The sequence below is a fragment of the Streptomyces sp. NPDC042002 genome (assembly GCF_055588305.1).
The window spans coordinates 371,508-395,409 of record NZ_JBVJCT010000005.1 but is presented as its reverse complement, the minus strand read 5'-3'; the positions used below and the strand labels follow the sequence as shown (position 1 = coordinate 395,409).

Sequence of the window (23,902 nt, the reverse complement as noted above, 5' to 3'; positions counted from 1 at the left end):
GCGGTCGCGGCGGCAGGTCGGCAGCCATCGTGTCACGGCGTGCCCGGCGGGGGACCGGCCCCCGTATGGGCTGCAGACCTTCAATTGTCCGCCGGGTACGGGGCAGACTGGGCGGATGGCCGATCACTACGCGCAATCCCGCGAGGACAGCGGGCCGACGGAGATACCCGCGATCCGCTGGCACGAGCCGCCCGAAGGCCCTGTGGTGGTCCTTCTCGACCAGACGCGGCTTCCCGCCGAGGAGGTCGAGCTGGTGTGCACGGACGCGCCCGCGCTGGTGGAGGCGATCCGTACGCTCGCGGTGCGGGGGGCGCCGCTGCTCGGGATCGCCGGCGCGTACGGCGTCGCGCTCGCCGCCGTACGTGGCTTCGACGTGGACGAGGCAGCCCGTGCGCTGGCCGGTGCCCGGCCGACCGCCGTGAACCTCGGGGTCGGTGTGCGCAGGGCGCAGGCGGCCCACCGGGCCGCGCTCGCCGGAGGCGGTGACGAGGAGGCGGCCGCCGCCGCGGCGCTCGCCGCGGCGCGGGCGCTGCACCGGGAGGACGCCGAGGCCAGTGCACGCATGGCCGAGCACGGGCTGGCGCTGCTCGACGAGCTGCTGCCGGGCGGCGGACACCGGGTGCTCACGCACTGCAACACCGGGGCACTGGTGTCCGGCGGGGAGGGCACGGCGTTCGCCGTGGCGCTCGCGGCGCACCGGGCGGGGCAGCTGCGGCGGCTCTGGGTGGACGAGACGCGGCCGTTGCTGCAGGGTGCCCGTCTGACGGCCTACGAGGCCGCTCGCAGCGGGATGGCGTACACGTTGCTCACGGACAGCGCGGCGGGCTCGCTGTTCGCGGCCGGGGAGGTGGACGCGGTGCTGATCGGGGCCGACCGCATCGCGGCCGACGGTTCGGTGGCGAACAAGGTGGGGAGCTATCCGCTCGCGGTGCTGGCCAGGTACCACCATGTGCCGTTCATCGTGGTGGCGCCGGTGACGACGATCGATCCGGACACGCCCGACGGAGCATCCATCGAGGTCGAGCAGCGCGCCGGTCATGAAGTGACGGAGATCACAGCTCCACAGGTGCCGGTGGCGGGGGTGGAGCCGGGAGGAGGTATACCTGTGGCACCCCTGGGGACCCAGGCGTACAACCCGGCGTTCGACGTGACGCCGCCGGAGTTGATCACGGCGATCGTCACCGAAGAGGGCGTTGTTTCGCCCGTGACGGCTGAGGCTCTCGCCGAGCTGTGTGACTTGTCACGCCAGGTAACGATTTAGTTAATGGGATGATGTCGTTTATGAAGGGACGAGTCCTTGTCGTCGATGACGACACCGCACTGGCCGAGATGCTCGGCATTGTGTTGCGTGGTGAAGGTTTTGAGCCGTCTTTCGTAGCCGACGGCGACAAAGCGCTGGCCGCTTTCCGCGATGCCAAGCCCGACCTGGTGCTCCTGGACCTGATGCTGCCCGGACGGGACGGTATCGAGGTGTGCCGCCTGATCAGGGCGGAGTCCGGGGTGCCGATCGTGATGCTCACGGCGAAGAGCGACACCGTCGATGTCGTGGTCGGCCTCGAATCGGGCGCCGACGACTACATCGTGAAGCCGTTCAAGCCAAAAGAGCTGGTGGCGCGGATCAGGGCGCGGCTGCGCCGTTCGGAGGAACCGGCACCCGAACAGCTGTCGATCGGCGATCTCGTCATCGACGTCGCCGGTCACTCTGTGAAACGGGAAGGCATGTCGATCGCGCTGACGCCGCTGGAGTTCGACCTGCTGGTCGCTCTGGCGCGCAAGCCGTGGCAGGTGTTCACGCGTGAGGTCCTCCTGGAGCAGGTGTGGGGCTACCGGCACGCGGCGGACACCCGTCTGGTCAACGTGCACGTCCAGCGGCTGCGCTCCAAGGTCGAGAAGGACCCGGAGCGCCCGGAGATCGTGGTGACCGTCCGAGGTGTCGGTTACAAGGCAGGGCCGAGCTGACATGTCACGGGACAGTGCCGCTTCGGCGCCCGCTGAGCAGGGGGACCGTTCGGGGCGGCCTGTCGGCCGGAAAATGACAGGCTCCCGCTGGGAACGATTCTTCGAGGGCGGGCTGCTCCAGGGCGGAGTCCAGGGCAGCCCGGTCCTCCGGCTGCTCATACGCTGGGTGCGGCGTCCGCTGCTGCCCGTGATGCGGCTGTGGCGGCGCAACATCCAGCTCAAGATCGTCGCGACGACACTGCTGATGTCGATGGGCGTCGTCCTGCTGCTCGGCTTCGTCGTGATCGGGCAGGTGCGCAACGGCCTGCTGGACGCCAAGGTGAGGGCCTCGCAGAGCCAGGCCACCGGTGGCTTCTCGGTGGCCAAGCAGAAGGCGGACTCGGCGGCGACCGCGAACGGCGACGACGGTACGAGCGCCGACGGCCGCCCGTCGAAGAACGTCAGCCAGTGGATGACCGACCTCGTCGTGTCCCTGTCCAGCGGTGGGCAGGGCGCGTTCGACGTGGTGACGCTCAACTCCACCGCGTCGGGCGACGGCAGCGCCGGCCTCGCGCCGCGGTACTCGGGTCAGGTCGACCCGACGGTCAGCGTGCCCGAGAACCTGCGCGCCCGGGTCGACAGGACCACGGCGGCGGCGCAGAGCTACACCCGTGTCGTCTACAAGGACGGCCGGGAATCCCAGCCGGCGCTGGTCATCGGCAAGCAGGTCAACGACCCCAACGGTGACGCGTACCAGCTCTACTACCTCTTCCCGCTGACGCAGGAGGAGAAGTCGCTGAGCCTGGTCAAGGGCACGCTCGCGACGGCCGGACTGTTCGTCGTGGTGCTCCTCGGGGCCATCGCCTGGCTCGTGGTGCGCCAGGTCGTCACACCCGTGCGGATGGCGGCCGGGATCGCCGAGCGGCTCTCCGCCGGACGCCTCCAGGAACGTATGAAGGTCACAGGCGAGGACGACATCGCGCGCCTCGGCGAGGCCTTCAACAAGATGGCGCAGAACCTCCAGCTGAAGATCCAGCAGCTGGAGGACCTCTCGCGGATGCAGCGGCGGTTCGTGTCCGACGTGTCGCACGAGCTGCGCACACCGCTGACCACCGTGCGGATGGCCGCCGATGTCATCCACGACGCGCGCGTGGACTTCGACCCGGTGACCGCGCGGTCGGCCGAACTCCTCGCCGACCAGCTGGACCGGTTCGAGACGCTGCTCGCCGACCTGCTGGAGATCAGCCGGTTCGACGCGGGCGCCGCGGCGCTGGAGGCCGACGCGATCGACCTCAGGGAAGTCGTACGACGGGTGGTCGGCGGAGCCGAGCCGCTCGCCGAGCGCAAGGGCACGCACATACGCATCAAGGGTGACCAGCAGCCGCTGATCGCCGAGGCGGACGCCCGGCGGGTCGAGCGGGTGCTGCGCAACCTCGTCGTCAACGCCGTGGAGCACGGCGAGGGCAAGGACGTCGTCGTCAAGCTCGCCGCGGCGGGCGGAGCGGTCGCGATCGCGGTCCGCGACTACGGCGTCGGGCTGAAGCCCGGCGAGGCGACCCGCGTGTTCAGCCGCTTCTGGCGGGCCGACCCGGCACGCGCGCGTACCACCGGTGGCACGGGTCTCGGGCTGTCCATCGCCCTGGAGGACGCGCGGCTGCACGGCGGCTGGCTGCAGGCCTGGGGCGAGCCGGGCGGCGGTTCGCAGTTCCGGCTGACCCTGCCGCGGACGGCCGACGAGCCGCTCAGGGGATCGCCGATACCGCTGGAGCCCAAGGACTCCCGGCGCAACCGCGGACTCGACGACGCCGGCCTGCCGCACGGTGGCGGTACGAAGCTGGCCACGGTTCCCGTGCAGCAGCCCGGGGCCGCGACGGCTCCGATACCGCCGCGTGGGGCCATGGCCCCACGGCTGGCCGGGGCCTCGCCCACGGCCGATCCGACGGCGCTGCCGGGCAACGGCGCCCGCGTGGTGCCCCGGCCCGCCGGGGCGCTGCGCCGCCAGGAGGAGACATCCGGCACCGGCCGGGAACGGACCGCGCAGGAGCGGGGGCGGGACGGCGAGACGCCGGAGGAGCTCGGACATGGGGAGGCATTTCGTGGGCGCTGACCGCGGGGGGAGCGGCGTCCGCGGACGCCGTCCGGTGCGCGTCGTGGTGTATCTCGGCTGTGGAGCCCTGCTGCTGACGGGGTGCGCCTCGATGCCGGACAGCGGGGATCTGCGCGGGGTGGAGTCCACACCGCGCCAGGACTCGCAGGTTCGCGTCTACGCCATGCCGCCGCATCCCGGCGCCTCGGCGGCGCAGATCGTGCAGGGCTTCCTGGAGGCGCTGACCAGCGACGACGCCAAGTACGAGACGGCCGGCAAGTACCTCACCGACAGCGCGCGCAAGACGTGGGATCCGTACCGCTCGACGACGGTCCTCGCGGACGCGCCGGAGCCTGCGGGAATGCCCTCGGGTACCAAGGACGGCAGTGGTGACGCCCTGTTCCGGCTGAACGGCAGCAAGGTCGCCACGGTCGACGGCCGGCACGCGTACGGGCCCGACTCCGGCGCGTACAGCGGATCGGTGCACCTGACCAAGCTGAAGAGCAACAAGCAGTGGCGCATCGACGGGCTGCCGCAGGGCGTCGTGATGGGCACGTCCGACTTCCAGCGGAACTACGTGTCCGTGAACAAGTACTTCTACGCGTCGAACGGGACCTCCGGGAGCGGCCGTCCCCTGGGGACCGTCGCCGACCCGGTCTACGTGCGCGCGCAGGTGGACCCGATGACGCAGATCGTGCGCGCGCTCCTGAAGGGGCCCACGAGCTGGCTGGACCCGGTGGTCAGGTCGAGTTTCCCCTCGGGCACGGAACTGAAGAACAGCGATGTGTCGTTGTCTCCTGACGACCGCAACAGCGTCACGGTGCCGCTGAACGCGAAGGCCGACCGGGTCGGAAGCTCCCAGTGCAGGCAGATGGCGGCCCAGCTCCTCCTCACCCTGCGGGATCTGACCCCCACCGGCGTCGACGAGGTGGAGCTCCAGAGGTCGAACGGCTCGCAGCTGTGCGTGCTGAACAAGGCCGGGGCCGAGAGCGTCGCCTCGCACGGTACGGGCGAGCACCCGGAGTACCAGTACTTCATCGACCACGACCAGCGGCTCGTACGGATGCCCGGCGGCAACCGTGACAAGAAGCCCGAGCCGGTGCCCGGTGCGCTGGGCGAGGGCGACAAGAAGCTGCGGGCGGCCGCGGTGTCGCGGGACGAGAGCAGCGCGGCCGGGGTGTCGGCCGACGGCCGGAACCTGTACGTCGGGTCGCTGGTTTCGGGCGGTTCGCTCGCCGAGCCGGTGCTGCGCAGCCAGGGCAGGACGGCCGACGACCGGCTGACGACGCCCAGCTGGGACGCGCGGGGGGACCTGTGGGTGGCCGACCGTGATCCGAAGAACCCCCGGCTGCTTCTGCTGCAGAAGGGCGCGGGCGAGCCCATCGTCGTGCAGGCGCCGGAGCTCGACGGGCGCGTCGAGGCGGTGCGGGTGGCCGCCGACGGCGTGCGCATCGCGCTGATCGTCGAGAAGGACGGCAAGAGCTCGCTGCAGATCGGCCGTATCGAGCGGTCCAAGCCCGGGGAGCCCGCAGGCGCGTACATCTTCGAACCGCGCTCCGTGGCGCCCCAGCTGGAGGAGGTCACGGCCATGTCCTGGGCCGGTGACAGCCGCCTCGTGGTGGTCGGCAGCGAGAAGGGCGGCGTGCAGCAGATGCAGTACGTGCAGGTCGACGGTTCCACCCCGCTGGGCACCTCGCCCTCCGCGCTGGCCAACGTCAAGGAGATCGCCGCGTCCGAGGACGAGCAGCTGCCGCTGGTGGCGCACTCGGAGACGGACGGGATCGTGCGGCTGTCGGCGGGGGAGCAGTGGCAGAAGGTGGTCCAGGACGGGACGGCGCCGGTCTATCCGGGGTAGCGCCGTGTGTCCCTCGGCTCAGCGGTGGGCCCGTCCGGTTTCCGGGCGGGTCCACCGCCGTTTCCGGGGCGGGCCGCATACGCATCTCGCGGGTCCGTGTCCGCCGTGCCGTCCTCTCGCCGTGCCGTTCTCCGGCCGTGCGGTCCTCCTGCCCTGCGGTTCTCCGCCCTGCCATTCCTCCGTCCTCCGCCCTGTCGTACGACCGCGCAGGGCCGCTCCGAGAGTTGTCCACAGGTGGTTTTCCACAGGGGTGGCCGAGCGGGCCGGGCGTTGGCACAGTGGTGGCCATGCGGGGGTGGTGGCAGGACCTCACGGATCTGGTGCTGCCGGCCGAGTGCGGAGGCTGTGGGAGGCCTCGCACGGTGCTCTGCCCGGAGTGCCGTGCCGCCCTGAGCGGGGCCGCTCCGTGCCGGGTGCGACCGGTGCCCGAGCCGATGGGGCTGCCCGTGGTGCACGCGGCGGCCCCCTACGAGGACGAGGTGCGGGCCACGCTCCTCGCCCACAAGGAACGGGGTGCGCTGGCACTGGCCGCACCCTTGGGAGCGGCCCTCGCCGGGGCTGTGCGGGCGGGTCTGGGGCCGGTACGACGTCCTGGTCCGGCCAGGCGGCCGACAGCTCCGGAGGGGCGGCTGAGGCTCGGGAAGGGGGAAGCGTGGGGTGAGAGGGACAGGCCGGACACCGGTGGCGCGGTGATTCGGGCGACGGGGACGGGATACGGGCCCGTGCTGCTCGTACCCGTGCCGTCCGCGCGGCGGGCGGTTCGGGCGCGGGGACATGATCCGGGGCGACGGATCGCGCTCGCGGCGGCGGGCGAGCTGCGACGCACGGGAACGCCCGCCCGGGTGCTCGCCGTGCTGCGGCAGCGGCGTGCCGTGGCCGACCAGTCGGGGCTGGACTCCCGGCAGCGGCTGGAGAATCTGGAGGGCGCCCTGGAGGTCGTGGCCGGGGGCGAGCGACTGCTGGCCGAAGGGGGCCGGGTCGTGCTGGTGGACGACCTGATGACGACAGGGGCGTCGTTGGCGGAGGCGGCGCGTGCCGTACGGGTCGCACAGTCGGGTGCGCGGGCGCTGCGGTGGACGGGTGAGAGGAGGGGGCGGGCGGAGGTGTACGGGCGAATCGCGGGTAGGGAGCAGGCCGGAGGAACAAGCGGTGAAGCGGTCTGCTCGGCTGTGGTCGCTGCACCGCCGGACGCCTTCGAAATAAACTGGAACTGACCGAGAACTTGCATCGTTGCAGGTAATGAGTGGGTCAATTCACCTGAACGGAGGTACGTATCAGTAGAGGGTGACGTCATCCGTCCGGGCGAGATATGTTCGGTTGTGAGGCAATGGCGCAGGCCGTACCTCGCGCATCCGAGTGCCGAACCGTGGGTTTTCAGCAATCACCCGCATCGGTGGGGTGGAGATCTTGTCCTTGGGGGAGGAGGAGGTGAAAGTCACCGAGTCCGAGGTTCCGGGGCTCACCGGAGCCTGGTGCAAAAGGGAGATGCTCCGCCAGTGGAGCGGGGCTATCCGGGAACGGAGTTCTGCGTGGACATCGTCGTCAAGGGCCGCAAGACCGAGGTGCCCGAGCGGTTCCGCAAGCACGTGGCCGAGAAGCTGAAGCTGGAGAAGATCCAGAAGCTCGACGGCAAGGTGATCAGCCTCGACGTCGAGGTGTCCAAGGAGCCCAACCCCCGACAGGCCGACCGCAGTGACCGGGTGGAGATCACGCTCCACTCCCGCGGGCCGGTGATCCGGGCGGAGGCAGCGGCAAGCGACGCGTATGCAGCACTCGACCTGGCCGCGGACAAGCTGGAGGCCCGGCTGCGCAAGCAGCACGACAAGCGCTACACCCGCCGTGGCAACGGCAGGATCTCGGCGGCCGAGGTCGCCGACGTCGTCCCTGGTGCCGCGACCCTGAACGGCAACGGCAGCGTCGTCCACGACGAGGAGCCGGACGCCGTGCCCACAAAGAAGATCGGTTCTCTCGAGATCATGGGCGAAGGCCCCTGTGTCGTCCGCGAGAAGACCCACGTGGCCGCACCGATGACGCTCGACCAGGCGCTCTACGAGATGGAGCTGGTCGGGCACGACTTCTACCTCTTCGTCGACTCCGAGACAAAGGAGCCCAGCGTCGTCTACCGGCGGCACGCGTACGACTACGGTGTCATCCACCTCAGCACGGACCCGATGGTCACCCAGGGCGGAGCGGACGCGCCGGGCGGCGCGCTCGGCGGCTGACCGGCCGTCCCCGGTAACGGCTGAGCCGGTGCCCCTGGAGCGCGAGTGCGCCCCCAGGGGCACCGGTGTGCGACCACTTCACGTCCCGCTCCGTCACCCCGCCGACGTCCGGACATGGAATCATGGCCGGACCGGCCCAACCGGTGGGCCGTTGCCTTGGGTTGGCGATGGCACGGAAACACAGGCCACGGCTTTCAGGGGGAGGAACGATGGCGGACAGCTTCGGACCGATGCGTGCCGGTGATGCCGACGGCGGAGTCGTCGCCACCGGCCTGGACGCGGGCACTTCACGCAAGGAGCCCATCAGGGTCCTTGTCGTGGACGACCACGCCCTCTTCCGCCGTGGTCTGGAGATCGTGCTCGCGGCCGAGGAGGACATCCAGGTCGTCGGTGAGGCGGGGGACGGGGCGGAGGCGGTCGACAAGGCTGCCGACCTGCTGCCCGACATCGTGCTGATGGACGTACGGATGCCCAAGCGCGGCGGTATCGAGGCGTGCACCTCCATCAAGGAGGTGGCCCCCAGCGCGAAGATCATCATGCTGACGATCAGCGACGAGGAGGCCGACCTCTACGACGCGATCAAGGCGGGTGCGACCGGGTACCTCCTCAAGGAGATCTCCACGGACGAGGTGGCCACGGCCATTCGGGCGGTGGCCGACGGACAGTCGCAGATCAGCCCCTCGATGGCGTCGAAACTCCTCACCGAGTTCAAGTCGATGATCCAGCGGACGGACGAGCGCCGGCTGGTGCCCGCGCCGCGGCTCACCGATCGCGAGCTGGAGGTCCTCAAGCTCGTGGCCACGGGGATGAACAACCGCGACATCGCCAAGGAGCTGTTCATCTCCGAGAACACCGTGAAGAACCATGTACGCAACATCCTGGAGAAGCTGCAGCTGCACTCCAGGATGGAGGCCGTGGTGTACGCGATGCGGGAGAAGATCCTCGAGATCCGCTAGGCGTCACCCGAAGGCGCCGCCGGGCGTCACGCGAGGACCCCACGAGGCATCCCGAGGCATCACACCCCGGGACGCCGCCCCGCGTCACCCCAGAATGCTGACGAGTTCCGCGACGAGCGGCTCGCGCAGGTCCGGGGCGTCCACCCGCTCCACCCGTACATCCGTGCAGTCCACCCAGCTCGCGGCCTCCGCCAGGGCCTGGGCCACCGCCGGGACCGCCTTGGCGCCGTCCAGGGTGACCTGCCTGGCGACCAGCGTGCGGCCCTCCCGGGCCGGGTCCACCCGGCCGACGAGCCGGCCGCCGGCGAGGACCGGCATCGCGAAGTAGCCGTGGATCCGCTTCGGCTTGGGCGTGTACGCCTCCAGCCGGTGCGTGAAATCGAAGATCCGCTCCGTGCGCGCCCGCTCCCAGACGAGGGAGTCGAACGGCGACAGGAGCGTCGTACGGTGGCGGCCGCGCGGGGCCGTCTCCAGCGCCAGCGGGTCCGCCCACGCGTCTCCCGCCGGTCTTCCGCCGGGACTCTTGGCACCGCCCTTTCCGGCGGCGGACCTGCCCCAGCCCTCCACCGTCACCGGGACCAGGCCCGAGTCCGCGACCACCGCGTCGACCTGCTCCAGCCTGAGGCGGTGGTAGTCGGCGATGTCCGCGCGCGTGCCGACGCCGAGGGACTGTCCGGCGAGGCGGACGAGACGGCGCAGGCACTCCCTGTCGTCCAGCTCGTCATGGAGCAGCTGCTTCGGGATGGCGCGCTCCGCGAGGTCGTAGACCCGCTTCCAGCCGCGCCGCTCCACGCACACCACCTCGCCGTACATCAGCGCGCGCTCGACGGCGACCTTGGTGCCCGACCAGTCCCACCACTCGCTGGTCTTCTTCGCCCCGCCCAAGTCCGTGGCCGTGAGGGGCCCTTCGGCGCGCAGCTGCTTGACGACCTGGTCGTAGGCGCCGTCGGGCAGGTCGTGGCTCCAGTGCGGGCGGGCACGGTAGGCGCGGCGGCGGAACGCGAAGTGGGGCCACTCCTCCACGGGCAGGACGCAGGCCGCGTGGGACCAGTACTCGAACGCGTGCGGCGCCGGGGGTGTGTCGGCGGGCGGTGTGGACGTCCAGTAGGCCTGCTCGACGGTCTTGCGGCCGACGGCGCCGAGACGGGCGTACGGAATCAGTTCGTGCGAGCGGGCGAGGACGGAGATGGTGTCGAGCTGGACCGCGCCGAGGTGCCGCAGGACTCCGCGGACGCCCGCCCTGCGATCAGGGGCGCCCATGAAACCCTGCGCCCGCAGGGCGATGCGGCGGGCTTCGTCCGCGGAGAGTTCGGTGGTGGGACGCGGGAGACTCGTCATGCCCACACGTTAGGCGGTGCCACTGACAACGGGGGACGGGCGGGGCGACCGCGTCGGCGCGGGTGCCGGACCCGGCGTCGGGAGCCGGCTCGGACGGGAACGGCGGGACCCGCCCCCGGGAGCCGGTACGGCCCTCACCTGGCCGGCAGGTACGGCGCCGTCGACGGGAGGCCCAGGTCCGAGGGGAGCAGCGAGCCCACCCAGCAGTCCCTGCGTACGCCCTTGTTGTTGATGGCGGAGCGGAGGGTCCCCTCGATGGTGAAGCCGGCGCGTTCGGCGACCGCTCGGGAACCGGTGTTGCCGACCTCGGCACGCCATTCGACGCGGTCGACGGACAGGTCCGTGAAGGCCCAGCGGGAGGCGGCGACGACGGCTTCGGCGGTGTAGCCGTTGCCGCGGTGCTCCTTCGTCGCCCAGTAGCCGACCTCGCCGACGCCCAGGGACCGCATGGTGATGGAGACCATTCCCGCCAACTCCCCGGAGGGGAGGAAGACACCGAAGGCGAAGGCGGAGCCGTCCGCCCAGCCCTCGGGCACTATCTGGTCCGTGAAGCCGGTCGCGTGCTCACGCAGATAGGGCGACGGGATCGTCGTCCAGCGCTGGATATCGGGATCCTGGGCGGCCTCGTAGACGGCGTCGGTGTCGTCCACTCCCACGGCGCGCAGGAGGAGACGGTCGGTGGTCAGCGTGACGGGGTCCATCGGCCGATTCTGCTCGGGCATCCCGAAGGACGCCATTCCTTTGCCCTGAGTGAGCGGTTCGCTACTTTTCGCTGTGCGATTGCGGCACCTTCGGCAACCCCTGCCCGTTGTCCTAGTGGCTGTCACGGGCAGGCCTCCCGGCGTGGTGCGGTCCTCGCTTACGATGGCCGTTGCTCAAGCTGTGATTTGAAACTGTCATTGAAACCGACCGTCCCAGGCCCGACCGGCAAGGAGACAAACCCCCGTGTCCGTCCTCTCAAAGATCATGCGTGCAGGCGAAGGCAAGATCCTGCGCAAACTGCACCGCATCGCGGACCAGGTCAACTCCATCGAAGAGGACTTCGTCAACCTCTCCGACGCCGAGCTGAGGGCCCTCACCGATGAGTACAAGCAGCGGTACGCCGACGGCGAAAGCCTCGACGACCTGCTGCCCGAGGCTTTCGCCACCGTCCGTGAGGCTGCCAAGCGCGCCCTTGGCCAGCGTCACTACGACGTGCAGATGATGGGTGGCGCCGCGCTCCACCTCGGCTATGTCGCGGAGATGAAGACCGGTGAGGGCAAGACGCTCGTCGGAACCCTGCCCGCGTATCTGAACGCCCTCTCCGGAGCCGGCGTCCACCTCATCACGGTCAACGACTACCTGGCCGAGCGCGACTCCGAAATGATGGGCCGCGTCCACAAGTTCCTCGGCCTCGAGGTCGGTTGCATCCTCGCCAACATGACTCCGGCCCAGCGCCGCGAGCAGTACGCGTGCGACATCACCTATGGCACGAACAACGAGTTCGGCTTCGACTACCTGCGCGACAACATGGCGTGGGCCCAGGACGAGCTCGTCCAGCGCGGCCACAACTTCGCGATCGTCGACGAGGTCGACTCCATCCTCGTCGACGAGGCCCGTACGCCGCTGATCATCTCCGGTCCGGCGGACCAGGCCACCAAGTGGTACGGCGACTTCGCCAAGCTGGTCACCCGCCTCAAGAAGGGTGAGGCCGGCAACTCCCTGAAGGGCATCGAGGAGACCGGCGACTACGAGGTCGACGAGAAGAAGCGCACCGTCGCCATCCACGAGCCCGGCGTCGCCAAGGTCGAGGACTGGCTGGGCATCGACAACCTGTACGAGTCGGTGAACACCCCGCTCGTCGGTTACCTGAACAACGCCATCAAGGCGAAGGAACTGTTCAAGAAGGACAAGGACTACGTCGTCATCGACGGCGAAGTCATGATCGTCGACGAGCACACCGGCCGTATCCTCGCCGGCCGCCGCTACAACGAGGGCATGCACCAGGCGATCGAGGCGAAGGAAGGGGTGGACATCAAGGACGAGAACCAGACGCTCGCCACGATCACCCTCCAGAACTTCTTCCGCCTCTACAAGCGCCACGACCACACCGGCAAGGAAATGCCCGGTCTCTCGGGCATGACCGGTACGGCGATGACCGAGGCCGCCGAGTTCCACCAGATCTACAAGCTCGGCGTCGTCCCGATCCCGACCAACAGGCCGATGGTCCGCAAGGACCAGTCCGACCTGATCTACCGCACCGAGGTCGCCAAGTTCGAGGCGGTCGTCGACGACATCGCCGAGAAGCACGAGAAGGGCCAGCCGATCCTGGTCGGCACCACCTCGGTCGAGAAGTCCGAGTACCTCTCGCAGCAGCTCTCCAAGCGCGGCATCCAGCACGAGGTGCTGAACGCCAAGCAGCACGACCGTGAGGCGCCGATCATCGCCCAGGCCGGCCGCAAGGGCGCCGTGACCGTCGCCACCAACATGGCCGGCCGTGGTACCGACATCAAGCTCGGCGGCAACCCCGACGACCTCGCCGAGGCGGAGCTGCGCCAGCGCGGCCTCGACCCCGAGGAGCACATCGAGGAGTGGGCGCACGCCCTGCCCGCGGCCATGGAGCGTGCCGAGAAGGCGGTCAAGACGGAGTTCGAAGAGGTCAAGGACCTCGGCGGCCTCTACGTCCTCGGCACCGAGCGCCACGAGTCGCGGCGTATCGACAACCAGCTTCGCGGTCGTTCCGGCCGTCAGGGCGACCCGGGCGAGTCCCGTTTCTACCTCTCGCTGGGCGACGACCTGATGCGCCTGTTCAAGGCGCAGATGGTCGAGCGCGTCATGTCGATGGCGAACGTGCCGGACGACGTGCCGATCGAGAACAAGATGGTCACGCGCGCGATCGCGTCCGCCCAGTCGCAGGTCGAGCAGCAGAACTTCGAGACCCGCAAGAACGTCCTGAAGTACGACGAGGTGCTCAACCGGCAGCGCGAGGTCATCTACGGCGAGCGCCGTCGTGTCCTGGAGGGCGAGGACCTCGAGGAGCAGATCCAGCACTTCATGGACGACACCATCGACGCCTACATCGGGGCCGAGACCGCCGAGGGCTTCGCCGAGGAGTGGGACCTCGACCGGCTGTGGGGCGCCTTCAAGCAGCTCTACCCGGTGAAGGTCACCGTCGACGAGATGGAGGAGACGGTAGGCGACCGTGCCGGTCTGACCGCCGAGTTCATCTCCGAGTCCATCAAGGACGACATCCACGACCAGTACGCGGCCCGCGAGGAGCAGCTCGGCTCCGAGATCATGCGTGAGCTGGAGCGCCGGGTCGTGCTGTCGGTCCTGGACCGCAAGTGGCGCGAGCACCTCTACGAGATGGACTATCTCCAGGAGGGCATCGGCCTGCGTGCGATGGCCCAGAAGGACCCGCTGGTCGAGTACCAGCGCGAGGGCTTCGACATGTTCGGCGCCATGATGGACGGCATCAAGGAGGAGTCCGTCGGCTACCTGTTCAACCTGGAGGTCCAGGTCGAGCAGCAGGTCGAGGAGGTCCTGGTCGAGGACTCCGCGCCGTCCCTCGCCAAGAAGGAAGCGGTCCCCGCGGGCGGGATGCGACCCGAGATCCGCGCCAAGGGGCTCGACGCCCCGCAGCGGCCGGACCGGCTGCACTTCTCCGCGCCGACCGTGGACGGCGAGGGTGGCGTCATCGAGGGTGACTTCGCCAGCGACGACGAGCCCGTGCGCTCCGAGGCGGACGGCCTCACGCGCGCGGAGCGCCGCAAGCAGCAGAAGGGCGCCGCGCGGCGCCGCAAGAAGTGAGTGAGGGTCGCGGGCGGCGGGCGACTGCCGCCGCGCGCGACCGGTAACGCCGGAAGGGCCGGGCACCTGGTGTCCGGCCCTTCGCGTTTCCCGAGGCCGCGGACCGGAGTCGTTCAGTCCCTCGGGCGGGGCATGCGGGGGCCGCCGAGTTCGATCGCCGTGCAGCGCCAGCGGAGGTCGGGGCCCTGCTCCAGCCGGAAGGCCATGGCGCGGAGCTGGTCGCCGGCGCCGATGCGGGCGAAGGCCTCGACGGCGCCGGGGCGCGCGACGTAGTAGCCGATGTCCCGTACGACGGGGCGGGCGCCGCGGGTGCGAAGGGGGCCGCGTTCGGCGAGCCAGGCCAGTTCGTCGTAGGCGCGGCCCGCGGTGTGGCGGAGCATGCAGTGAACGGGGCGCGCACCGCTCAGTACGGCCAGCAGACGCTCGGCGAAGACATCGGTGGGGCGGGGCTGGGGAGCGGGGCGCCGAGGCGCTTCCGCGGACGTCGTGGCGAGCGGCCGGGCCCCGCCGCGCGCCGTTGCCAGGGACCGGCTGCCCGCCGGTCCCCCCGACGGGTGGCCCGCGCCGCGTGCCGCCGTCGGATCGCCGGTGGCCAGTGCCGCTGCCGATCGGCTTCCGGCCGCCGCCCTCGCCACTGCCGCTTCCGCCGCCGCATGGCTCGTGGCCCTGCCCGGTACTACGTCCGGCTGGCCTGTGGCCCTGCCTGGCACCGCGTCCGGTCGGCCAGTACCCCTGTCCGGTACAGCGTCCGGTCGGCCTGTCGTCCTGCCCGGTGCCATGTTCGGTCCGTCCGGGGCCCGGTCTGGCGCGTCCGGGCGGCCCGTTGACGGGGAAGGGTGGGTCGGGGGCCGTGAGGGCGCCAGGGCGCTCGTGGTGTGCGCGGGGGACGAGTTCGTGTCCTGGGGCGGGTTGCCGCTCGGGGGACTGGTGGGGGTGCCTGTGCCCGGGGTGCGGGGTGGGGCGCCGCCGGGGCGGCGGGTGTCCTGACGGCCGGGCGGACGGGTGCCCGGATGGCGCCCTGCCCTGGTCATCACCTTGTTCATACGTCGTCCCCGATCGTCGTTGGGCCGATTGATACCGGTCGGTAACTTTCGTGTCGGAGATCTTGTACGAGGCGGGAGCGGGCCCGCGCAAGGACGGCGGGCGCGCGTCGCGGCGGCCGGAGAATTCACCTATCAGGGTTGCCGGGAGGGGCGGACCCCTTGGCGGGGAAGGGGAGTACCGGGTGAATCGCGGGCGCGGGGTGGACGCCACGGAGGGTGCGGCCGGGACCTCGAAAGGGGACGCCCGCACGTATCCTGAAGGCCCTCCCCGGAGGCGCGGGACCGCCCTCCCCGGAGCGCTCGGACTGCGTGACCCTCGGAGCCCCGACTACGAAAGCGGCCAGCCATGCGCGTCTACGTCCCCCTGACCCTCTCCGGTCTCGCCGAGGCGTACAAGACGGGAGAGCTGGAGGCGGGACCGTTCGTCGCGTACGCGGTCACGCCCGCCCTGCGCGAGTGGTATCTCTCCGACGACATCGAGGAACTGGAGTACGCGGCGCTGAGCCGTGCCGCGCTGGCCTCGCTGCGACTCCTGGCGGTCGATCCGGGGGCCGTACGGCGCCGGGTCGTCGTCGCCGTCGACGTTCCGGACCGGGCCGCGGCCGCCGACCCCGACCGGGGGCTCGATCCCGGGGCGCTCGGCGAGGTGCGGGTCTCCCAGGACGTGCCGCTGTCCAAGGCGGCCGCCGTACACGTGGACTCGGTGGACGCCGAGGCGGACGTGACCGCGGCGGCGGGCGCGCTGGGCGCGGCGGACGTCGGGGACGACGACGCCCAGTTCGTGGTCGACGGGGCCGAGGACCACGTACTGCTGTGGTTCGCCACGCAGGAGATCCCCAGCCTGGTCGGACTCGGGGAGTAGCCGCCCCCGGTTCCCGCCCGCGATGAGGTGTTGTCAGTGGTGGCGGGTACGTTTCCTGTATGGGGAAGCAAGGAAACGCGCACATTGTGTGGGACTGGAACGGCACGCTGTTCCACGACAATGACGCGATCATCGGGGCGACGAACGCGGCGTTCGCCGAGCTGGGGCTCGAGCCGATCACGCTGGAGCGGTATCGGTCGCTGTACTGCGTGCCCGTGCCGAAGTTCTACGAGCGTCTGATGGGGCGGCTGCCCACGGACGCCGAATGGCTGATCATGGACGAGACCTTCCACCGGTACTACGCCGAGCACCGCAGGGCGTGCGAGCTCACCGCCGGGGTGCCCGCGCTGCTCGCCGGGTGGGGAGCGGCGGGTCGCAGCCAGTCCCTCCTGAGCATGTACGGGCACGAGGAGCTGGTCCCGCTGGTGCGCGACTTCGGGATCGAGCCGCACTTCGTCCGGGTCGACGGGCGGACCGGGCCCTCCGGCGGCAGCAAGGCCGAGCACATGGTGCGACACCTCGGAGCCATAGCGGGTGTCGAGCCGGCCCGCGTGGTGGTGATCGGCGACGCCGTGGACGACGCGTTGGCCGCCCGGCATGTCGGTGCCGGGGCGGTGCTGTACACCGGGGGTTCCCACAGTCGCGCCAGCCTGGAGGAGGCCGGTGTTCCCGTGGTGGACAGCCTGGAAGAGGCGGTCGAGGAGGCCGGGCGGCTGGCTGCCTGAGGGGAGCGGGCCTGGGCCCGCTCAAGGCGCCTGGCCCTGACCTCACCGACGACCTCACCGACCTGCCCCGACCTGCCTTCGGCCGGTACCTTCGGCCCGTGCCCGTGCCCTGGCCCTGGTGCGCCCGGCCCGGGGACGGTCGCCCCGGCGCCGGGACGGTCGGCCGCCCCGGGCCGTCGCGCCCGTCAGTTCACCGGGGCCTTAGAGCGCAGCACCTTGAGGAACTCGCGCATCCAGGCGGGGTGGTCCGGCCAGGCGCGGGCGGAGACCAGCGTGCCGTCGACGACGGCCTCCGCGTCCTGGAAGGTCGCGCCCGCCGCCTGCATGTCGAGTTCCAGCGCGGGGTACGCCGTGACGCGGCGGCCGCTCAGGCTGTCGACGGCCGCGGTCAGCAGGGGACCGTGACAGATCTGGGCCACCGGCTTGTCCGCGTCGAAGAAGGCCTTCAGGATCTTGCGGAGTTCGAGGTCGTTGCGGAGGTACTCCGGCGCACGTCCGCCGGGGATGACCAGGGCGACGTACGCGCCGGGGTCGACCTCGGCGAACGAGAGGTCCGCGGGCCAGGTGTAGCCGAGCTTCTCGGTGTAGGTGTCGAAGCCGGGCTCGAAGTCGTGGATCACGAACTGCAGCTTCTTGCGGGTGGGAGCCGCGATGTGGACCTCGTAACCCTCCTCGAGCAGGCGCTGGTAGGGGTAGAGGACTTCCAGTGACTCCGCCGCGTCGCCGGTGACAATGAGGATCTTCGCTGCCATGGTGCTGCGCTCCCGTCGGCCGTCCTTGCGCGTTCCGTTCGCCGTCCCGGTCAACCTGCCTCCGGGGGAGGTACTTGCCAAGGGGCAGAACACTGCCCGTAGGACGACGGTAGCTTGCGGTCGGCCCGCACTGCATGCCATCGCCCCATTCGTCCCTGTGCATAGTGTCAAAGTTCCACCCCCGGTTTTGTACACATGCGGCTCATGACGACCCCCGGGTCGGGGGCGATAGCCTGGTGGCGTGATCAGCGCGATATCTCGCGGGGGCATCGTCGCCCCCGCCCCGCGCCCGGAGCGCACGGACGACATCCGTGACCGGGCGGCAATCGCTGATCTTCACGGGCGGGACGGGATCATGGCGACGGCCGTATGCGCGAGCGGAAACGCGGCGAGCGCCCACGGCAACGCACTCCGTACGTCGAGGGCACCCCGGGCAGGGACGTCGCCGAGAGCAGCGTCACAGTCTCCGGGGGCGTCGAGAATGGCCGATACCCCTCCGCCCATCTCACCTTGCGGCATAGCGTCGAAGCAGACCGGACACCCCGCGTCACGGCGTTGCGTCGGAAGCGACGAGACCGTACTTCCTTCAACGTCACGCAACGGCGCGCGACAGGAGCCAGAGGACAATGCAGACCAAGCTGGACGAAGCCAAGGCCGAGCTGCTCGAACGGGCCGCCCGGGTAGCTGAGAACAGCCCGGTCGGGGGGCACCTACCGACTGGGACGACGGACGAGGGCACCCCCGACCGGGACACCGTGCTCGCGTTCCTCCAGCGCTACTACCTGCACACGGCCCCGGAGGACCTCACCGACCGCGACCCGGTCGATGTCTTCGGAGCGGCCTTCTCCCACTACAGACTGGCCGAGAACCGCCCGCAGGGCACGGCCAACGTGCGCGTGCACACGCCCACCGTCGAGGAGAACGGCTGGACCTGCAGCCACTCCGTCGTCGAGGTGGTCACGGACGACATGCCCTTCCTCGTCGACTCGGTGACCAACGAGCTGTCCCGCCAGGGACGCGGCATCCACGTCGTCATCCACCCGCAGTTCGTCCTGCGGCGCAACCTCACCGGCGAGCTCATCGAGGTGCTGCCCACGCGGCCCTCCGCCGAGGAGCTGCCGCACGACGCGCACGTCGAGTCCTGGATCCACGTCGAGATCGACCGGGAGACCGACCGGGCCGATCTGAAGCAGATCACCGCCGATCTGCTGCGCGTCCTGTCCGACGTCCGTGAGTCCGTCGAGGACTGGGAGAAGATGCGCGACGCGGCGCTGCGGATCGCGGAGGAGCTCCCCAAGGAGCCGACCGCCGACGATCTGCGCGACCAGGAGGTCGAGGAGGCCCGAGAGCTGCTGCGCTGGCTCTCCGGCGACCACTTCACCTTCCTCGGGTACCGCGAGTACCAGTTGCGCGACGACGACTCGCTGGCCGCCGTCCCCGGCACCGGGCTCGGCATCCTGCGCTCCGACCCGCCGCACGGCGGCGACGACAGCCACCCGGTCAGCCCGTCCTTCGAGCGGCTGCCCGCGGACGCCCGCGCCAAGGCCCGCGAGCACAAGCTGCTGATCCTGACCAAGGCGAACAGCCGGGCCACCGTGCACCGGCCCTCGTACCTGGACTACGTCGGGGTCAAGAAGTTCGACGAGAACGGTGACGTCATCGGGGAGCGCCGCTTCCTGGGCCTGTTCTCCTCCGCCGCGTACACCGAGTCCGTGCGCCGGGTGCCCGTCGTCCGCCGCAAGGTCGAGGAAGTCCTGCGCGGTGCCGGGTTCTCGCCCAACAGCCACGACGGGCGCGACCTCCTCCAGATCATGGAGACGTACCCGCGCGACGAGCTGTTCCAGACCCCCGCCGACGAGCTCCGGGCGATCGTCACGTCCGTCCTGTACCTCCAGGAGCGGCGCCGGCTGCGGCTCTACCTGCGCCAGGACGAGTACGGGCGCTACTACTCGGCCCTCGTCTACCTCCCGCGCGACCGCTACACGACCGGTGTGCGCCTGCGGATCATCGACATCCTCAAGGAAGAGCTCAACGGCACCAGCGTCGACTTCACGGCCTGGAACACCGAGTCGATCCTGTCCCGGCTGCACTTCGTGGTCCGCGTCGAGCCGGGCACCGAGCTCCCGCAGCTCTCCGACTCCGACAAGGACCGCATCGAGGCGCGACTCGTCGAGGCCGCCCGCTCCTGGGCCGACGGCTTCGCGGAGGCGCTGACCGCCGAGTGCGGCGAGGAGCGCGCCGCCGAACTGCTGCGCCGGTACGGCAACGCCTTCCCCGAGGGCTACAAGGCCGACCACTCCCCGCGCTCCGCCGTCGCCGACCTGGTCCACCTCCAGGCACTCGGCCAGGAGCCCAGCAAGGACTTCGCGCTCAGCCTGTACGAGCCGGTGGGCGCGGCGCCCGGCGAGCGCCGTTTCAAGATCTACCGCACCGGCGAGCAGGTCTCGCTCTCCGCGGTCCTGCCGGCCCTGAACCGCTTGGGCGTCGAGGTCACCGACGAGCGGCCGTACGAACTGCGCTGCTCGGACCGTACGACCGCGTGGATCTACGACTTCGGTCTGCGCCTGCCCAAGTCCCTGAACGGCAACGGCGACTCCCTCGGCGACGACGGCCGCGAGCGGTTCCAGGAGGCCTTCGCCGCCACCTGGACCGGACAGGCCGAGAACGACGGCTTCAACGCCCTCGTGCTGAGCGCCGGACTGACCTGGCGGCAGTCGATGGTGCTGCGCGCCTACGCGAAGTACCTGCGCCAGGCCGGTTCCACCTTCAGCCAGGACTACATGGAGGACACCCTCCGCAACAACGTCCACACCACCCGGCTGCTCATCTCGCTGTTCGAGGCGCGGATGTCGCCGGAGCGCCAGCGCGCCGGTGTCGAGCTGACCGACGCCCTGCTGGAGGAGCTGGACGCCGCGCTCGACCAGGTCGCCTCACTGGACGAGGACCGGATCCTGCGGTCCTTCCTCCACCTGATCAAGGCGACCCTGCGCACGAACTTCTTCCAGCACGCGGTCGGCGGCAAGCCGCACGAGTACGTCTCCATGAAGTTCGACCCGACCGCCATCCCGGACCTCCCGGCGCCGCGCCCGGCGTTCGAGATCTGGGTGTACTCGCCGCGCGTCGAGGGTGTGCACCTGCGCTTCGGCAAGGTCGCGCGCGGTGGTCTGCGCTGGTCCGACCGGCGTGAGGACTTCCGCACGGAGATCCTCGGCCTGGTCAAGGCGCAGATGGTGAAGAACACCGTCATCGTGCCCGTCGGCGCCAAGGGCGGCTTCGTCGCCAAGCAGCTGCCCGACCCGTCCGTGGACCGCGACGCCTGGCTGGCCGAGGGCATCCGCAGCTACCGGACCTTCATCTCGGCGCTGCTCGACATCACCGACAACATGGTCGCCGGTGAGATCGTCCCGCCCGCCGACGTCGTCCGGCACGACGAGGACGACACCTACCTCGTGGTCGCCGCCGACAAGGGCACGGCGACGTTCTCGGACATCGCCAACGAGGTCGCCCAGGCGTACGACTTCTGGCTCGGCGACGCGTTCGCCTCCGGCGGCTCGGCCGGATACGACCACAAGAAGATGGGCATCACCGCCCGCGGCGCCTGGGAGTCCGTGAAGCGGCACTTCCGGGAGCTGGGCGTCAACACCCAGACGCAGGACTTCACCGTGGTCGGCGTCGGAGACATGTCAGGCGACGTGTTCGGCAACGGCATGCTGCTCTCCGAGCACATCCGGCTGGTCGCCGCGTTCGACCACCGGCACATCTTCATCGACCCGAACCCGGACGCGGAGACCTCGTACGCCGAGCGCCGCCGCCTCTTCGAGCTGCCGCGCTCCTCGTGGGCGGACTACGACACCGGCCTGATCTCGGCCGGCGGCGGCGTCTTCCCGCGGACCGCCAAGGCCATCCCGGTCAACGCGCACGTCCGTGAGGCCCTCGGCCTGGAGTCCGGCGCCGCGAAGATGACGCCCGCCGACCTGATGAAGGCGATCCTCCAGGCGCCCGTCGACCTGCTGTGGAACGGCGGCATCGGCACCTATGTGAAGTCGTCCGCCGAGTCGCACGCGGACGTCGGCGACAAGGCCAACGACGCGATCCGCGTCGACGGCGGCGACCTGCGCGTCAAGGTCGTCGGCGAGGGCGGCAACCTGGGGCTGACCCAGCTCGGCCGGATCGAGTTCGCCCAGCAGGGCGGCAAGCTCAATACCGATGCCATCGACAACAGCGCGGGCGTGGACACCTCCGACCACGAGGTGAACATCAAGATCCTGCTCAACGCGGTGGTGGCCAACGGCGATCTGACCGTCAAGCAGCGCAACAAGCTGCTCGCCGAGATGACCGACGAGGTCGGCGCCCTGGTGCTGCGCAACAACTACGCGCAGAACACGGCGATCGCCAACGCGCTGGCCCAGTCCCCGAGCATGCTCCACGCCCAGCAGCGGTTCCTCCGCCATCTGGTCCGTGAGGGGCACCTCGACCGGGCGCTGGAGTTCCTGCCCACCGAGCGGCAGATCCGCGAGCGGCTCAACGCCGGTCAGGGCCTGACCGGTCCGGAGACGGCGGTCCTCCTCGCGTACACGAAGATCACGGTCTCCGTCGAACTGCTCGCCACCTCGCTGCCCGACGACCCGTATCTGCAGAGCCTGCTGCACGCGTACTTCCCGACGGCGCTGCGCGACAAGTTCCGCGAGCAGATCGAGGGGCACGCGCTGAGCCGCGAGATCGTGACGACCGTCCTGGTCAACGACACGGTCAACACGGGCGGTACGAGCTTCCTGCACCGCCTCCGCGAGGAGACGGGTGCCTCGCTGGAGGAGATCGTCCGGGCGCAGACCGCGGCCCGCGCGATCTTCAACTCCAGCGCGGTGTGGGACGCGGTGGAGGCGCTCGACAATGTCGTCGCCGCCGACGTCCAGACCCGGATCAGGCTGCACTCGCGCCGTCTCGTCGAGCGCGGCACGCGCTGGCTGCTCAACAACCGGCCGCAGCCGCTCCAGCTCGCCGAGACGATCACCTTCTTCAGCGACGGTGTCGAGCAGGTGTGGTCGGAGCTGCCCAAGCTGCTCCGCGGCACGGACCTGGAGTGGTACCAGCAGATCTACGACGAGCTGTCGAGCGCCGGCGTGCCGGACGAACTCGCCACCCGCGTGGCCGGGTTCTCCTCCGCCTTCCCGGCGCTGGACATCGTCTCGGTGGCCGACCGCATGGGCAGGGACCCGATGGCCGTCGCCGAGGTCTACTACGACCTCGCCGACCGTCTCGGCATCACCAAGCTCATGGACCGCATCATCGAGCTGCCGCGTGCCGACCGCTGGCAGTCCATGGCCCGCGCGTCGATCCGCGAGGACCTGTACGCGGCCCACGCGGCGCTCACCGCGGATGTCCTCGCGGTGGGCAACGGCACCTCCACTCCCGAGCAGCGCTTCGAGGCCTGGCAGGAGAAGAACACGGCGATCCTCGGGCGGGCCCGCACCACTCTGGAGGAGATCCAGGGCTCGGACTCGTTCGACCTCGCCAACCTGTCGGTGGCGATGCGGACGATGCGGACGCTGTTGCGCACGCATTCCTAGGCGGTGGTTCCCGGGCGACAGGCCCGGGAGGTAAGAGATCGGGGGCGCCCCGGGTCATCACGACCCGGGGCGCCCTTGTTGCGTATGGGGCCGTTGTCGTTCTTTCTTGCCGGTCTCTGGCGAAACTCCGGCTCGTAATTTACCTATACCTGGTAAATAGGACATTTAGCTTAAGGTTGGCTCGGCTGACGGCCCGACCGGCGGCTTTATGGACGGACAGACGCGTGGAGGATCCGGACCCGTGACAGTGCACCTCACCGAAAGGCGGGCCCCCGTGGCGACTCCGCCCGTCATCGGCCCACGGAGAGCCCCCAAGGCTCCGAAGGCCCGGAAGGTCAGCCGCCTCGCCCTGGAAGTGGCCCGGTTCTCGGTCGTCGGCGGCAGCGGGGTCGTCGTCAACATCCTCTTCTTCAACCTGGCGCTGCACGGCCTGAAGTGGCCCCCGATGGCCGCCACGGTCGTCGCCAGCTGTGTCGCCATGGGGACGAACTACCTCGGCTTCCGCTTCTTCGCCTACCGGGACCGGGCCTCGCGCACCCGACGCCAGATCGCCCTCTTCTTCGCGTTCAGCGGGCTCGGCGTCGTCATGGAGAGCGTGTTGTTCTATCTCGGCTATCACGGCCTGGGAATGAGCGGCCCGCTCGGCTCGAACATCGCCAAGGCGCTGTCGATCGTGCTGGCCTCGGCCTTCCGCTTCGTGGTGTACCGGACGTGGGTCTTCCAACACGCGAAGAACGGCCGATAGCAACCCAAAGCGGGTTGCGATGTC

General features: G+C 70.2%; 16 protein-coding genes. 12 read left to right on the top strand and 4 right to left on the bottom strand.

From position 1 onward, the window contains the following. Window positions 1-115: 115 nt before the first annotated feature. From mtnA to ACZ6KY_RS11600, 7 genes are all read left to right on the top strand, one after another. The gene (gene mtnA, locus ACZ6KY_RS11630; protein WP_469310116.1) at window positions 116-1,261 is read left to right on the top strand and encodes an S-methyl-5-thioribose-1-phosphate isomerase; all 1,146 of its coding nucleotides are present in this window, start codon (window positions 116-118) and stop codon (window positions 1,259-1,261) included. 8 nt (window positions 1,262-1,269) lie between these two features. After that, the gene (mtrA, locus tag ACZ6KY_RS11625) at window positions 1,270-1,959 is read left to right on the top strand and encodes a two-component system response regulator MtrA (RefSeq protein WP_192582811.1); all 690 of its coding nucleotides are present in this window, start codon (window positions 1,270-1,272) and stop codon (window positions 1,957-1,959) included. A gap of 1 nt (window position 1,960) precedes the next feature. Further along, window positions 1,961-4,045 carry an MtrAB system histidine kinase MtrB gene (gene mtrB / locus ACZ6KY_RS11620; RefSeq protein ID WP_469310115.1) on the top strand — a complete coding sequence of 695 codons (2,085 nt, stop codon included), beginning with the start codon at window positions 1,961-1,963 and terminating at the stop codon, window positions 4,043-4,045. Continuing rightward, entirely contained in the window at window positions 4,035-5,879 is a 1,845-nt protein-coding gene (locus ACZ6KY_RS11615) for an LpqB family beta-propeller domain-containing protein (RefSeq protein WP_469310114.1), read from the top strand. The genes mtrB and ACZ6KY_RS11615 overlap by 11 nt, the downstream gene beginning before the upstream one ends. Window positions 5,880-6,166: 287 nt before the next feature. Beyond that, on the top strand, window positions 6,167-7,093 hold the full coding sequence (locus ACZ6KY_RS11610; RefSeq protein WP_469310113.1) for a ComF family protein: 927 nt from the start codon (window positions 6,167-6,169) through the stop codon (window positions 7,091-7,093). Window positions 7,094-7,408: 315 nt separating this feature from the next. Beyond that, complete coding sequence (gene hpf, locus ACZ6KY_RS11605; protein WP_389286169.1) at window positions 7,409-8,101, top strand: ribosome hibernation-promoting factor, HPF/YfiA family; 693 nt, start codon at window positions 7,409-7,411, stop codon at window positions 8,099-8,101. A gap of 209 nt (window positions 8,102-8,310) precedes the next feature. Further along, complete coding sequence (locus ACZ6KY_RS11600) at window positions 8,311-9,057, top strand: response regulator (RefSeq protein WP_469310112.1); 747 nt, start codon at window positions 8,311-8,313, stop codon at window positions 9,055-9,057. Window positions 9,058-9,141: 84 nt separating this feature from the next. On the opposite strand, the gene ACZ6KY_RS11595 is transcribed toward ACZ6KY_RS11600, so the two are convergent. Together ACZ6KY_RS11595 and ACZ6KY_RS11590 are read right to left on the bottom strand one after the other, a co-directional pair. Then, window positions 9,142-10,395: a winged helix-turn-helix domain-containing protein gene (locus ACZ6KY_RS11595; protein ID WP_469310111.1), complete on the bottom strand. Its 1,254-nt coding sequence runs from the start codon at window positions 10,393-10,395 to the stop codon at window positions 9,142-9,144. Between the two features lie 134 nt (window positions 10,396-10,529). After that, on the bottom strand, window positions 10,530-11,096 hold the full coding sequence (locus ACZ6KY_RS11590; protein ID WP_469310110.1) for a GNAT family N-acetyltransferase: 567 nt from the start codon (window positions 11,094-11,096) through the stop codon (window positions 10,530-10,532). A 244-nt stretch (window positions 11,097-11,340) separates the two neighbouring features. On the opposite strand from ACZ6KY_RS11590, the gene secA reads away from it, so the two are divergent. Continuing rightward, complete coding sequence (secA, locus tag ACZ6KY_RS11585) at window positions 11,341-14,184, top strand: preprotein translocase subunit SecA (RefSeq protein ID WP_469310109.1); 2,844 nt, start codon at window positions 11,341-11,343, stop codon at window positions 14,182-14,184. A gap of 113 nt (window positions 14,185-14,297) precedes the next feature. On the opposite strand, the gene ACZ6KY_RS11580 is transcribed toward secA, so the two are convergent. Further along, the gene (locus ACZ6KY_RS11580) at window positions 14,298-14,564 is read right to left on the bottom strand and encodes an Rv3235 family protein (protein WP_469310108.1); all 267 of its coding nucleotides are present in this window, start codon (window positions 14,562-14,564) and stop codon (window positions 14,298-14,300) included. Window positions 14,565-15,573: 1,009 nt separating this feature from the next. On the opposite strand from ACZ6KY_RS11580, the gene ACZ6KY_RS11575 reads away from it, so the two are divergent. Together ACZ6KY_RS11575 and ACZ6KY_RS11570 are read left to right on the top strand one after the other, a co-directional pair. Next, window positions 15,574-16,089: a DUF6912 family protein gene (locus ACZ6KY_RS11575; RefSeq protein WP_469310107.1), complete on the top strand. Its 516-nt coding sequence runs from the start codon at window positions 15,574-15,576 to the stop codon at window positions 16,087-16,089. A 59-nt stretch (window positions 16,090-16,148) separates the two neighbouring features. Then, window positions 16,149-16,814 (top strand): HAD family hydrolase, encoded by a 666-nt coding sequence (locus ACZ6KY_RS11570; protein ID WP_469310106.1) that lies wholly within the window; start codon window positions 16,149-16,151, stop codon window positions 16,812-16,814. Window positions 16,815-16,999: 185 nt separating this feature from the next. On the opposite strand, the gene ACZ6KY_RS11565 is transcribed toward ACZ6KY_RS11570, so the two are convergent. Next, window positions 17,000-17,566, bottom strand: a complete 567-nt coding sequence (locus ACZ6KY_RS11565; RefSeq protein ID WP_469310105.1) for a DJ-1/PfpI family protein — start codon at window positions 17,564-17,566, stop codon at window positions 17,000-17,002. Window positions 17,567-18,192: 626 nt separating this feature from the next. Here ACZ6KY_RS11565 and ACZ6KY_RS11560 point away from each other — a divergent pair. Together ACZ6KY_RS11560 and ACZ6KY_RS11555 are read left to right on the top strand one after the other, a co-directional pair. Then, a complete protein-coding gene (locus ACZ6KY_RS11560) occupies window positions 18,193-23,133 on the top strand; it encodes an NAD-glutamate dehydrogenase (RefSeq protein ID WP_469310104.1) in 4,941 nt (1,646 codons plus the stop codon). A gap of 274 nt (window positions 23,134-23,407) precedes the next feature. Continuing rightward, on the top strand, window positions 23,408-23,878 hold the full coding sequence (locus tag ACZ6KY_RS11555) for a GtrA family protein (protein WP_469310103.1): 471 nt from the start codon (window positions 23,408-23,410) through the stop codon (window positions 23,876-23,878). Window positions 23,879-23,902 lie beyond the last annotated feature (24 nt).